The sequence below is a fragment of the Ketobacter sp. genome (assembly GCF_003671495.1).
GTDB lineage: Bacteria > Pseudomonadota > Gammaproteobacteria > Pseudomonadales > Ketobacteraceae > Ketobacter.
In genome coordinates this window covers 1-13154 of the sequence record NZ_RCHN01000031.1, presented here as the reverse complement: position 1 = coordinate 13154, position 13154 = coordinate 1, and the positions used below count along the sequence as shown (strand labels likewise).

The 13154-nt window shown below is 54.0% G+C and carries 10 protein-coding genes; 3 read left to right on the top strand and 7 right to left on the bottom strand.

The window, feature by feature from the left end:
* Positions 1 to 5 precede the first annotated feature (5 nt).
* A complete protein-coding gene (locus D9N14_RS14815) occupies positions 6 to 920 on the top strand; it encodes a DUF1853 family protein (RefSeq protein ID WP_290581050.1) in 915 nt (304 codons plus the stop codon).
* Position 921: 1 nt separating this feature from the next.
* Here D9N14_RS14815 and D9N14_RS14810 read toward each other — a convergent pair whose 3' ends face one another.
* Complete coding sequence (locus D9N14_RS14810) at positions 922 to 2790, bottom strand: 7TM diverse intracellular signaling domain-containing protein (RefSeq protein ID WP_290581048.1); 1869 nt, start codon at positions 2788 to 2790, stop codon at positions 922 to 924.
* 170 nt (positions 2791 to 2960) lie between these two features.
* Between D9N14_RS14810 and D9N14_RS14805 the strand changes: the two genes are divergently transcribed.
* Positions 2961 to 3173 (top strand): DUF1653 domain-containing protein, encoded by a 213-nt coding sequence (locus D9N14_RS14805; RefSeq protein WP_290581046.1) that lies wholly within the window; start codon positions 2961 to 2963, stop codon positions 3171 to 3173.
* A gap of 2 nt (positions 3174 to 3175) precedes the next feature.
* Here D9N14_RS14805 and D9N14_RS14800 read toward each other — a convergent pair whose 3' ends face one another.
* Positions 3176 to 4342 carry a hypothetical protein gene (locus D9N14_RS14800; protein ID WP_290581044.1) on the bottom strand — a complete coding sequence of 389 codons (1167 nt, stop codon included), beginning with the start codon at positions 4340 to 4342 and terminating at the stop codon, positions 3176 to 3178.
* 138 nt (positions 4343 to 4480) lie between these two features.
* Positions 4481 to 5197, bottom strand: a complete 717-nt coding sequence (locus tag D9N14_RS14795; RefSeq protein ID WP_290581042.1) for a TetR/AcrR family transcriptional regulator — start codon at positions 5195 to 5197, stop codon at positions 4481 to 4483.
* 223 nt (positions 5198 to 5420) lie between these two features.
* Here D9N14_RS14795 and D9N14_RS14790 point away from each other — a divergent pair, with 223 nt between their 5' ends.
* Positions 5421 to 7139 (top strand): hypothetical protein, encoded by a 1719-nt coding sequence (locus D9N14_RS14790; RefSeq protein ID WP_290581040.1) that lies wholly within the window; start codon positions 5421 to 5423, stop codon positions 7137 to 7139.
* 16 nt (positions 7140 to 7155) lie between these two features.
* Here D9N14_RS14790 and D9N14_RS14785 read toward each other — a convergent pair whose 3' ends face one another.
* The 4 genes from D9N14_RS14785 to D9N14_RS14770 form a co-directional block, all read right to left on the bottom strand.
* Positions 7156 to 9138, bottom strand: a complete 1983-nt coding sequence (locus D9N14_RS14785) for a TonB-dependent receptor plug domain-containing protein (protein WP_290581038.1) — start codon at positions 9136 to 9138, stop codon at positions 7156 to 7158.
* Between the two features lie 346 nt (positions 9139 to 9484).
* The gene (locus D9N14_RS14780; RefSeq protein ID WP_290581036.1) at positions 9485 to 10273 is read right to left on the bottom strand and encodes a citrate/2-methylcitrate synthase; all 789 of its coding nucleotides are present in this window, start codon (positions 10271 to 10273) and stop codon (positions 9485 to 9487) included.
* Positions 10270 to 11100 carry a citryl-CoA lyase gene (locus D9N14_RS14775; RefSeq protein ID WP_290581034.1) on the bottom strand — a complete coding sequence of 277 codons (831 nt, stop codon included), beginning with the start codon at positions 11098 to 11100 and terminating at the stop codon, positions 10270 to 10272. Before D9N14_RS14775 ends, D9N14_RS14780 begins: the two co-directional genes overlap by 4 nt.
* Entirely contained in the window at positions 11093 to 12832 is a 1740-nt protein-coding gene (locus D9N14_RS14770; RefSeq protein ID WP_290581032.1) for a thiamine pyrophosphate-binding protein, read from the bottom strand. The genes D9N14_RS14775 and D9N14_RS14770 overlap by 8 nt, the downstream gene beginning before the upstream one ends.
* Positions 12833 to 13154 lie beyond the last annotated feature (322 nt).

The following is a 13154-nucleotide window of genomic DNA, read 5'->3' as shown; positions in this document are numbered from 1 at the left end:
CAGCAATGGAACTGCAGGCCACGCTCCAACAATTTCAATCCCCCCATGTTCGGGATCTGGTGTGGGCCATCCTCAGTCCTGGCCTGATGAAAACCCCGGATCACAACCAACATTTCCCAGACCGGTTTTACCAGCAGGCATTTGCGGGAATTCTCCCTCACCTGATCGAACTGGATCGCCACCCAGCCCCCCTGGAAGCTCATCTGGAACACACCACCAACCACCGCCTGGGCCCCTATTTCGAACGCTTATGGTTATATTGGTTGCGGCACAATCCACGCTATCGAAGCCTGGCGCACAACGTACAAATTCAGGCAGAAGGAAAAACCTTCGGCGAATTTGACCTGATCGTCCTGGACCAGCAAACCGACGAAATCGAGCACTGGGAGCTGGCCATCAAGTTTTATCTGGGGATTCCTCCCCTCAACAACGAAACCCATTGGTTCGGCCCACACCAGAAAGACCGGTTGGACCTGAAGTATCATCACCTGATTGAGAAGCAACTGAGACTGTCCCGGCACAGCCTGGCAAAGGATTACTGCCAGTCCCGAGGCTGGAATATCAGCCGCTCACGGCTGCTGTGCAAAGGCAGGCTGTTCTATCCTTCACACGGCGAACCGGCGCATCCCAGCAACATTGAACGACATCACCTGCGCGGCCAGTGGATGACCGAGGCGGAATTCCGCCACCAATTTTCCAGGCAGGAATCAGTGGGCTTTCATTGGTTGAATAAAGACGAGTGGATGGTGCTGCGCTCCCGTGCTCCATCCAACCTGCAACAGATCCTTGAGCGCTTTAACCAGCAACGCTATCCACATCCGGTGCAGCTTCTGGTCAATCACTGGCAGGAGACCCCCGTGCGACTGTTCGTCGTGCCGGAAAACTGGCTGGACCGAGCCCTGGCAACACTGGCCCGCTGAGTCAGGGCTCCATGATCACAGACTCAACCCGGTTGCCACCGCCACTTTTCGCCATGTACACCGCACTTTCTGCTAACATCAGCAGCTCCCGGTACTGGTCCGGTTGCCGCGGCAGTACCGCCGCGACTCCGACGCTCACGGACGCCTGAACCTGGGCAATACCAAAATCAAAAGGCTGCTCCGCCACGGCCGTCACGATGCGGGCCGCCAGATGATCCGCCCCCTTTTCATCCGTATCCGGCAGGATGATGCCGAACACTTTGTCCCCATAGCGGGTAATGCAATCTGCCGGGCGGGAAATCAAGCGCTCTAGAATGGTCGCCACATTCTTCAGGCATTCATCGGATGCCACGCTGCCGTAATCCGCCAGCACATCCCGATAATTATCCAGTTCCACCACGATCAACGACAACACTTCGCCATCGCGATAGGAACGATCCCACTCCTTGCTCAAATGCATCAGAAAACTGTTCTCATTGCCGACTCCGGTTACAGCATCCACCTGATTCAGCTGTTCCAGACGCCGGTTCATTTGCGACAGATCCGACAGGGCTTTGTGCAGATCCCGGGTGCGGGCCCGCACGTTACGCTCCAATTGCTCAGAGTTCATTTTTTCCAGCTCCAGGGCGTGCTCTTTCGCCACCAGCGCAGCCCGTTCCATTTCTCTGGCATGATTCTCTGATTGTTGCCGTTGGGTGCGTTCCAACTTGATCCGCCCCGCCAGGGCAAAGGCCAGCAAAGCCAGCTCAATGACCGTGCCCACTTCAGCCCCGTGCTCGGTAATCTGGTTACGGGGAATCAAACCCAGCTTGTTCAACGCCAGCAACATGCCCCCCACCAGAAAAGCAAACCAGGCGATGGAAAACAACTTGGCATCTCGTCGACCTTTGCTCCAGGTGATCCAACCACCCACCACCGACAGGATTACCGCCGGAATCACCAGTACCACCCCAAAGCGAATGGTCCAGAACTCATCCATGAACGGAGCCGCGATCAGCGCCAGCACCGACAGGAACACCAGCACACCAAATAGTTTGAAGTTCCACGGCATGCTGTTGCGCATATCCAGAAAGCTGTTCACAAACAAATAACAGGCGATAAGACAGAGGTGCAACAACACGCCGGTGGCTTTACCCTGCCACCAGACTTCAGTGGGCCACAACAACTGGTAGGCAAATCCCTGCTGCACCAGCTGGAACATACCGATTAAAAAAGTGAAACAGACATAAAAAAGATAGGTGCTTTCGCGGGTGGACAGGAACAGAAAGAAATTGTAACACCCCATCACAAGCACAAAGCCAAAGAAGAGCCCATGCAACATTACCGCGAGGGTTTCATACTCCAGCAAGGCGGTGGAGTCCATGATACTCACTGGCAACTGGACTGCATAAGGCCCTTCCATGCGAAAATAAAAACCCAACTGGCCGCCGGTTTCCAGTTCAAACGGAATAATGTAATTGCGGTGTTTAACCGGTCTTGCCTTGAACTCAAAGCGTTCGCCCAGTTGCACAACGTCCACTACCTGCCCGTCCCGCACCAGAAAAACATCCAGGTCGCGAATCAAGGGATAGTCAATTACCAAATTCCACTTCTGGTTTTGCGCCAGGTTGGTCACATCGAAACGAAACCAGACGGGAAAGCGCTGGTATCCCAGATTGGGAATTTCCGCATCGGAATCCTGCCAATCAACCGGGCCATGTAAAACAGAATCAATGGTTCCGACCCGCCCCGAATCGAACCACCACTGCATATGCGTCCCAACCGCCACCTGAGCCGGTGCCCGGCTCAACACCAGATCGACTTCTGCCGCCTGCAGCGGGCCAGTGCCAACGCCAACCACGCTGAGCAACAGGATGAGAAATTGGACCAAGAAGCTACTCCCTGCCTTAGGGTCTGTTCATGCACTCAAACAGGGATCATGTTAACAGGAAACCGGTGCCAATCGCAGCGGCAAATTCCGGCAGCAGTTGCGTCTCCGATGGAATCATGATTCCATTGGTGCTTACTTAATTACCTGCATGGCCAATGGCATTTGAACTCATGTTACAACCTGGACGCTATCGACACTATAAAGGACGGGACTACGAGGTGATCGGTGTAGGCCGGCACAGTGAAACCGAAGAACCCATGGTGGTCTATCGAACCCTGTACGGGGATTACGATCTTTGGGTTCGCCCCCTGGCCATGTTCACTGAAAATGTTGAAGTGAACGGTGAAACGCTGCCCCGGTTCCGCTACCTGGGCGCTTTATAATTTTATAGTTTGTCCAACAGCGTACGCAGCTCTTCCACCGATGCATGGTCACTGGAGCTCAAGGAACTGGTCAGGTAATCAATCAGCTTACGGAAGCTTTCATCTATTTTGACGCCTTCGTTAAAGAGCTCGCTGATGGAGGTAACGCCGGTCTGCATAATGCTGGAAAATGTGTTTTCCTGATCCTCTGTCAGATCAAGAAACAGGATGGCCTCATCCACCCGCACCGCCATATCCTCCACCAACTCAGCACAACGCCGCATCACCTCCTGGTAACGATCGTCCACCTGCTGCATCACGCCCTGCATCTTGTTGGACATGCCTTTCATCAGGTCCCGCTCCATCTCCAGCATGCGACTGCTGTCGATGGACTTGACCCGGGCATCCGCCCCTTGCAGCAAGGCAAACACATTGTCTTTGATGGTGCCAAAGCGCTTGTCATCATCTGGCATATTCTTCACCAGCAACGACACCTGGCCGTAGTTCATAACACAGCGGCGGCCAAAATCCACATACCGTCCACGGTCTTTCAGCTCCCACAGCAAGCGGGATTCCAGATCTTTGGCCAGCCCGTTCTCTTCACTGTTCTTGACTTCGAATTCACTGCGCAATTGCAGGCTGCAACTGAGCTGATAATGCGAAAGAGAACGGAAAAACAACATGGCCAGTTCGTCGAGGTTGCTGCATTCATGGCAATGCACCAGAAACTGGATATTGACACCCAGATCGCTGGTATCGGACATGGCACTGAACGCCATCTCGTTCGCTTGCTTGAGGCGGCTCTTCAATTGCCGGTTGGCAATGGTATGAAAAACGGATTTGTTCAGGCGCGCCAGCAGGTCCTGGTGGGGAATCCCGGCATCAACAATGTCGTCCGCCCCGGCATCAAAAAAGGCCATGGCATCCACCGGTGCCGACGCCTGGCAATAGATCACGATGGGAACGTCCTCAAACCGGGAATCTGCCTTGAGCTGCTGGCACACAGCCAGGCCGGCATCCGCGGCGTCTGTGATTTCCACCAGGGCCAACACCAGCTCACCTGCCTCCGGGTAGAGGGTCTCCACATTTGCCGTCACCAGGACAACATACTGCTCACCCAGGCATTCCGCTAACGGGCTGCTGCCCTTGGCGTTATATATTGCGGCGACTTTTTGGGGACTTTGGGACACTGCTGCCTCCTGCAATCAATCACTCCTATCCATGTACACAGCCGGCCAATCACACCAGCCGGTGCAGGCGCCTGACCTGACGTGCCAGGCACCTAGAATAAGCTTAGACCGATTTTGCCGGGCTGGCAGAAAATAGACTCAGACCTGAAGCGGCATACCCGGTAATGAATCCCATTGCTCCGCATGGGTCATGGCCACCCGGGCACTGATGGCACACATGACGGCCTTGTATTGCTCTACCACGGATTGGTCACAGGGCAAATGGGCCAACAGGTTCATGGAGGCGCTCTCCATCATCCAGATCAGGGAGTAATACACCTTGGGATCCAGGTGCACCCCTTCCATTTCGAAGTATTTTTCATCGAATAACTCGACGATATGGGCCAGCAAGGTTTCCCGGTGTGCCGCCAGGGGTGAACCGGCGCGGCGGGCCTCCTCGGTCATCATGCGCACCAGGGGGCCCAGGTGGGTGTGATAATCAAAGTACAGCTCTACACACTGCACAATGAATTCACTCATGGAGCGGGATTCCTTGCGCACCGCCTTGAACCGAACCACCAACAACTCGGCCGCCACCTGGTAAATGCTCTCGAGCACATCCACTTTGTTTTTGAAGTACTTATAAAACGTTCGACGGGAAATGTTTGCGGCGTCCAACAAATCCTGAACCGTGGTCTCCTCGATACCTTTGCTGGTAAAAACACCGATGGAATTGAACAGGACATCGGCTTTCGCCCCTTGCCCCGGTACCGGAAAATTGAATTTCTCCTTGGCTTGGCCCAGCTCTTTTTGGGTCGCCTTGAGTAAAATATCAACCAGAGACAGATCGTCAGGCTGCTCGATTTGTTGTTCCATTAGTGTTGATCCCCCAACTACTTCTAAACAAAATGGGTTTTGCTAACTATTTTAGGCTGAAATATGAGCCAATAACAGAGCAAACATAATACTCTTATAAATACAAAAAATACACTTTGTATATACCGGGTACATAATGGCCGGATTTGAGACCAGAGCGGTTGTGATCAGCAGATTTCAACAATAAACTCGGGATTCATAACAATAACAACGAGTAGTAACCATGCCGACCTCTTACGCTGGCCGCCGCAACCTCATCCTCTTCCTCACCTTCATCCTGTGTATTCCCGCGTTATTCACGGGCTACATGGGTGATGACTATCTCCACTACGCGTTGCTGAATGCAGATCTTCCCATCACAAAACCGGATGATCTGTCTCTTTTTGGTTTATTTTCGTTCATTAACGGTGATCCTGAGCGCAACCGCCTGCTGATGGACTACAGTCTGATCCCCTGGTGGACCTACTCGGATATGAAATACGCATTTTGGCGCCCCCTCTCCGAGCTGTTTCACTGGTTGGATTACCAACTCTGGCCCGATCACCCCTGGCTCATGCACCTGCACAACGTGATCTGGTATCTGCTGGCGCTGTGGCTGGTCGCGCAGCTGTTTCAGCGTTATCTGGACCAGAAGATCACGGTGTTGCTGGCCCTGTTCCTCTACGCCCTGGACAGCACCCATGGCTTCACCGTGAGCTGGATCTCCAATCGTAATGCCCTGCTGGCGCTGACCTTCGGCCTGACTACCTTACTTCTGCATGTAAAATGGCGGGAAGAGGAACGGGGACTGTTGCTGTTAGGGGCCCTGCTTGCGCAATTGCTGGCCCTGTTTTCGGCCGAACTGGGCATTTCGGTATTTGGTTATATTGGTGCCTATGCTCTGTTCCTGGACAAAAAAGGCCCTGTGAAAGGATGCATCGCCGCGCTGCCTTACTTTACGGTGATCCTGATCTGGTGGGTCGTTTACAAGCAAGCGGGATTTGGTGCCGCCCACGCCGGTGCCTATTATGTGGACCCGGCCTCTCAACCAGCGGCCTTTGTCCTGGCCGCCCTGGAACGGCTGCCCGTGCTGTTGGCGAGTCAATGGGGCATCATACCCGCAGATCTCTACACCCTGACCCCGGGGGACAAACAGCTCTACGCCGTGGCGTGCGCCCTGTTCCTGGTGCTGGTCCTGCTGCCCATCCTGGCCCTGCAGCGAGCGCAGCGCAGCACCTGGTTTTGGGCCTGTGGCATGCTGTTCTCCATTCTGCCGGCCCTGGCGGCGTCACCCTATGACCGCTTACTGCTATTCCCCGGCATCGGTGCAGCAGGCCTGCTGGCGGGGTTCATGGCTAAATTGTGGATCGCAAAAGAGCGCCCGACCAATAAGCTCGTACGCTATTACAGCCTGTCTGTGTTCGGGCTGATGGCCTTGTTTCATTTGATCCTGGCACCGCTGTTAATGCCAGTGATGACCTACAGCACCTATTTCATGGCCAAGGCCGTTTCCGACAAACCCTCCTATTTCCACAACATCGATCACCTGGAGCAAAAAAAGCTCATCCTGTTCTCCCCGCCCCTTGCTTCCTCACTGGCCATCGCCGGATTGCGCTTCTATCGCCACGAGCCCATGCCGGAGCGGATCTGGACCATTACCACATTAAAGGGCGACATCAAGACTGAGGTGCGCGGAAATCAACTGGTACTGACACGGGAAAACGGGTTCATTGATGACCCCATTGAGGAATCAGTACGGGATCTGACGAAATACCCTTTCACCAGCGGGGATACGGTGGCTCTGTCCGGGCTCACCATCGAGATCAGCAAAACCGACCCCGACGGCAAGCCCATGGAGTTGACCTTGCATTTCGAACAGCCTGTCCTCAGTGAGGACTATGAGTTTTTGCGCTGGAACCCTGAGCGGGAAACCTATGAACCGCTGGCATTGAGTCAGCGGTAGAAGCATCCTGCCGGGCTCAGAAGCTATAACGCAGGGTCACGTTACCGTTTCGTCCTGGATTGGGGTAATCATACTCCACCCGGGTCCAGCTGGGGCTACGCCAGTCTTTATCGAACAGATTACGCAGGTTAAGCGCCAGCTCAACCCCGCCCCAAAGGTTGGCTCTGCGGATGGTAAGGTTCCAGACCGATGCGCTTTTTACCGGCGGCCGGTCGTCCTGGGATGCTCTTTGAATTCGCCCAAACCAATGCATTTCCACGTTGGCATGCCAATCGGAATGCACATTCCAATTCAACTGCGCATAGGATTGATTGTTGGGCGCATATCCCACGTCGTCGTCCAACCGGGTATTCACCGACTCCTGATAGGAGTAGTTGGCATTCAGTCTCAATTGATCGGTCAATGGCTGAATCAGCTCTAACTCCACGCCTTTCCCGGTACGCTCACCGACGTTGGCCGCGACACCATTGCCGGAGGTGTCGTAAAGAATCATGTCCTTGATTTTGTAGTAGAAGAAATTGAACCCATAGGACTGGCCATTTTCCAGTTGATGATTGAAGGCCAGTTCATAGGTGTCGATGACTTCGGGATCAAGATCGGGGTTGCCGAGGGCAACCGGATTGGAAATGGTATAGAGCTCCGACAGGCTCGGGGCCCGAAAGGCACGACCATACAAAAGGCGGGTGGTCCAGTCCGGCGTGGTCGCCCACACCAGCGCCAACCGCGGATTCACCGTGTCCCCAAAATCGGAGTAGTGATCGTAACGCGCTCCCAGCACCAGCTGCCAATTCGGATCAAGCTGCCACTCATCCTGCAACGACAGAAAATACAGGGTCCGATCCTTCTCCGGCAACCAGACCTCATCAGTGTCACTGACATCCACCAGGCCCTCCGGCTTCGGTGTAATCAGATCCACCTCAAAGTTCTTTTCCTCCGTCGTTTCATAGACATCGCCGTAGGTGGCGCCGATCCCCAACCGCAGCCGGTGGCTATCCCAACCGCTATACACTGCGAACTGTTGCAGAGTGGTCTGGATTTCCTTATGACCAGGGTTGCCGATATATCCATCCGGGAAAGAGCCAACAAAGGCCCCCGCAGGGAACAAATAATTGGTTTCCACGGGTTCCTGTGACGCAAAATACGCACTGAGTTGTGTCACCAGGGACAATTCACCATCCCAAAGCTCCTTGGCATAGGTGAGGTCAAAGTTCGCGATATCGGCGCGATAGGTCGACCCGATCGGGTCCAGCGCGCCAGCCAAACCGTCACCGGTTTCCAGATTGTTGCGGTTCTGGTATCCAAAGCGGATCTGCCACGCATCCCGCTGCAGGTCCACCCTCAAATCCACATGATCATAACCGGCATTGATGGGTCCGGGCGCATAGGAAATCGGTTGATAACCCGGGATGCTAGAAAAGTCCTCATCAAACTGCGTCTGGGCATCGGATTCGATGATCTCCCGGTGGCCCCCGGTCGACCCGGCTTCCAGGCTGAACATCACACTCCATTCAGCCACCTGACCGCCGTACTGTGCCCAGGCATCATAGGTGTCAAAGCTGCCGGCACGCACGCCCAGCTTTGTTCCATCAACGTCCTCTGCGGTCTTGGTGATCACATTGATCACACCGGCAAAGGCATCAGCACCATAGAGCGCCGAACCGGGGCCACGGATAATTTCGATTCGTTGCACGGACTCTACCGGCATACCACCCCATACATTGCCCTTATTCCCGATGGGTAATGATTTCTGGGGGAAGCCGTTGATCATCAGCAGCGCCTGCGGATTCAGGCTGCCATAGATGCCTCGGAAGATATAGGTGGGAGCGTATCCCGGTTCCGAGCGGCCTACATACAAGCCAGGGACCGACATCAACGCATCTTCGATATTGCGAGCACCCGTTTGCCTCAAATCCTCGGCGGTGATCACCGTTACAATGGCAGCGGCCCGGTTAAGGGGCGTGGGGCTGCCCGTGGCGACCCGGGTAATCTGAACATTCATTAATTCTGCGAGCGACAGATCCCATAAATCGGAATCCGTGTTACAAATTCCAACACCTGGCAGCGAAGTTGCGAGCACCACTGCGGTTAAACGCTTCATAGATAACTCCCTGAAGCCATATTCGACAAGGCTGGAAGTTCAATTACTATTCATCCGTGAAAAAACCGAACCGTATTCCAATTGTCAACTTAGAGGCACGTCCCAATCGTGCCCACCCTTGGCTCTGCGCCCACACAGCAATCAGGGCGCTTTTATTATTCCCTTTGAACAATCTAGCAGTAAAACCTTGAAATGCAACGCTACCTAATTAAGTTTTGTAATAAATTGCACAAACCCTCTTATTGACCTACCAGGAACGGGCACCGACACCCGAGTACACCAGATTTTCACAAGCCACCGGAAAAAAGCCCCCTTCCGGTCTGCGCTTGGCATCCAGATAACAGGGAACCATCCCGGCGGAGAAGATCAGGGTCAGGAACAATTGGTACTCCTCGGTGGTAAAGCCCATATCCGCCATGACGCTGGCGTAAACAGCGGCAATATTAATGGACAGGCCACGGCCCTTTAAATAACGATGCACATCCAACGCAATGTTAAAGTGACGGCCCTGGTCCAACCCCAACTCCGCCATGAATTGCAGCGTATGCGCCACCCGCTCATCCAATCGTGCCAGCGGCCTGCCATAACCAAAAATCACCTTGCGCTCCGCGATCTCCTCGTCAATCACCTGCTCCAGCGTAGCACCTTGATCCAGCTTGGCGGCGGCTCGCTGAAAGAAGTCCATGGAACGTCGATCCGGCTTGCGCCCATATAGCCGGGCTTCTGACACCGCAAGCCCCGCCACCAGGGATAAGGACGGTGTCGTTCGCGCCGTACCCGCCAGGGAGGCAACCTGATTCGGCCAAATGCTGGCGTCCGGATAACTGGTGGCAACCCACATAAAATTCATAAAACGAAGCTGTTTTTCGTCAAACTCCCGGCCGGTGATGGCGTACACCAACAACCCTAACCAACCCTGTTTACCGAGTTCGTGGTGTAGATCCTTTCCCCGCATCACCACTCGCTCAGAGAGAAACGCCTTGCCTAGGGCACCTTCCAATCTATTTTGTGCTGCCAGTAAATCTTCGATACTCATAACTCGAACCTACTCACATCAGGGGTGCCCAATGCACCGGGATCATCGCTCAAGTGAATCGCAGGGCCGTAGGCCGGAAACCGCTTCCAGCCCAGTTTTTCCTGCTCCAGGGCATGAACCGCTGCGCCGGGAAGCCGCAGCATCAAATACAACATAATGGCCTGGCTCCCACTCAATCCAAGATCTTGAAACGCCGCTGCCGCTACCGCTGACATGGCAAGAGGCAGACCGCATTGGTGTTCCAGTTCAGATCTGTGTACACATAACCATGCCAACGCGGACCCGGGGGAAACCTCAGCCAAAAAGGTGAGCGATTGCAAGACCGGCTTGGCACAATGAACACCATGGGGGTCAAACCCAGGGGCATGTTCGATTGGGCTCCATACATCCTCACGATAACCCTGGTTGGGCTGGGCCAGGTAACGTTTCCAACCATCCAGATCAGCGCCCAGCCGATTCCAGGTTTCTACCAACAAATACACTTCGTGGGATCCACCATATTGACCAGCCCCGACCGCCAGGGCTGCGATCAACGAGGCGGCATCTACCGAGCCGCCTACACCGCCATTCATGGCCGCCCGGACGCTCGGTTCCCTGGGCCCGGGATTGGCCAATGCGATTGCCAGTTTCTCCAGCAGCATCGCTGCCTCCGCGGTTGGGCGCTCACCCGTGAAGAGCAATAACAGATACTCCGGCCAACTGCTTTTTGGCAACACATCACCATAAACATCATAACCATAAGCAAAACAACGCTCGGCCGTGAAGGGGTTCTCTGCCTGAGGCTCCTCACGCCAGATAGATGAATGCAACTCAAATGTGTCAGACATGTACTTCCCCCTGTGAAGATCCCACCAGAACTCGCATACGATTACCCATAGGTGGTATCTCCGAAGAGTCCACATGAATATCCAACAGACAGGGCCCCGGCTGCATCATCAGATGCTCAAGATCGACCTGCTCCAAATCAGTGAAGGAATGCACCGAATAAGCCTGAACCCCCATGGCTTCAGCCATCAGCGCGAAGTTGACCTTGGGAAGCTCAGTGCCTATAGCTTCCGCACCACCTAACGCCTGCCCATGCTTCACCATTCCCAGGCAGGAATCGTTGAGCACAATGAACAGGACATTGAGATTTTCCTGTAGGGCGGTCGTCACTTCCTGCCCGCTCATCAGAGCGCTGCCGTCACCGGTAATACAAATCACGGGCTCGCCTTGCGCACCAGCCGCCGCACCCACCGCGGCTCCGATAGCCCACCCCATGGAAGAGAAGCCAATACCGATGTGGAACGGGCTGCGACCATTTTCGAGGGACTTGTGAACACGCCAGTAGTGAATTGCCCATAAATAACTACTGCCGCTGTCTGCATAGACGCGGGTAGTGTCACCAACAATCTGGCTCAAGTACCAAAACAAGGCTTGCGGTTTGATCGGCCTGCTCTTGTCGATACAGGCAATTCCGGAATCCAGTGCATAGTTAGTTGGCAGGCCACTGGCCGACAACTCACACAAATCCCAACGCTCAGGCTTCTTAACGTTAAGGCGCCGGTTTAGCCGCTTCAGCAGTAACCGCGGAGAACCAAGAATACAGCGCAATGCGCTGGTGGATCGACTCAGGTGATCCGGGTTATTGGAGATGTGAACCAGACGCTTGCGATCCAGCCCGGTAGATTGATCCCAGCCTCCGGTGGTCACTTCATCCAGCGCAGTACCGATAACCAGGATCCGCTGAGCATTGTCTTGCAACATCGCTCCACGGGCGCTGAAATGACCGGCAAACCCAAACACTCCTCGATACAGACGGTGATTTTCCGGAATTAACCCCTTGGCTCTTGGGGTGGTTACCAAGTTCCATTGGCGATCTTCCGCCAGGGCCAGTATGTCATCGATTGCGCCGACACAGCCTTCACCCACCAGAATCGTCACGAACTTCTTATCATGCAGCTCATCATAAAGCAGACGTTCAGCCTCATAGGTGGGTACAACTTCATGATCGATGAACGCCCATAAGTTCCCACTGCATTCCACCGACTGGACTTGTGTACGCATGATATCCACGGGCACACTCAAGTGCACCGGGCCCGGGTTGTTCCCCATGGCATGACTGATAGCCATGACAAGCTTTCGTTCTAACTGGGCCGGGTGCGAAATCAACGTATTGAATCGCGTACAGTCGTCAAATATCTGGACTGTATTAATGCCCGTACAGGAGCCCTCTTGCAGCGCCCCCATGCCAAATGTTTGTAAAGATGGTTGGCCTGTAATGGCCAATACAGGTGTTGAGTCAGCGTAAGCGCTCGCTACGCCCGTTAACAAATTGGTCGCACCTGGGCCAGAAGTGGCACAACACACTCCCAGCTTACCTGTCTCCCTGGCATAACCTTCCGCCATAAACGCAGCACCAGTTTCATGACGCGCTATGACAGCTTTTGGACCTCCATTTCGTTCACTTCGAGCAAGGGCGTTGTATAAAGGTTCGATCGCCCCCCCAGGTACACCAAAAATGAACTCAACACCTAATCTCTCCAAGTAGCGGAGAATTAGATCGCCGTTATCATTCATGATGGTTTTCCTACTACGTCTAACCAGACAAGGAAGCGCTACATTACTCTGATAAAGCTAAATAAACTTGAAAAGGAAATTAAAATAAACAAATTAGTGCAGTTTTCGCACAAAAGACACACTCTAGACTTATTAGTCTTACAATGTGAACAAGTCGACATTGAGCGCTGAAAGACCTGCGCGAAGGTTGAGCTTTAAACTAAAAAAAACCCACGCAGAGTCCTGGGTGGAGTTTTAGGATTAGGAGCCTGACGATGACCTACTTTAGGTGGCGAGCATACTCGCCATCGCTGCGCGACGCCTTTGGCGCCTCAAACCCGCA

Excerpts from the sequence above, each read along its gene's own strand:
- D9N14_RS14815 (WP_290581050.1), top strand. The coding sequence starts at position 6 with ATGGAACTGCAGGCCACGCTCCAACAATTTCAATCCCCCCATGTTCGG.
- D9N14_RS14805 (WP_290581046.1), top strand. The coding sequence starts at position 2,961 with ATGTTACAACCTGGACGCTATCGACACTATAAAGGACGGGACTACGAG.
- D9N14_RS14795 (WP_290581042.1), bottom strand. The coding sequence starts at position 5,197 with ATGGAACAACAAATCGAGCAGCCTGACGATCTGTCTCTGGTTGATATT.
- D9N14_RS14790 (WP_290581040.1), top strand. The coding sequence starts at position 5,421 with ATGCCGACCTCTTACGCTGGCCGCCGCAACCTCATCCTCTTCCTCACC.
- D9N14_RS14785 (WP_290581038.1), bottom strand. The coding sequence starts at position 9,138 with ATGAATGTTCAGATTACCCGGGTCGCCACGGGCAGCCCCACGCCCCTT.
- D9N14_RS14780 (WP_290581036.1), bottom strand. The coding sequence starts at position 10,273 with ATGAGTATCGAAGATTTACTGGCAGCACAAAATAGATTGGAAGGTGCC.
- D9N14_RS14775 (WP_290581034.1), bottom strand. The coding sequence starts at position 11,100 with ATGTCTGACACATTTGAGTTGCATTCATCTATCTGGCGTGAGGAGCCT.
- D9N14_RS14770 (WP_290581032.1), bottom strand. The coding sequence starts at position 12,832 with ATGAATGATAACGGCGATCTAATTCTCCGCTACTTGGAGAGATTAGGT.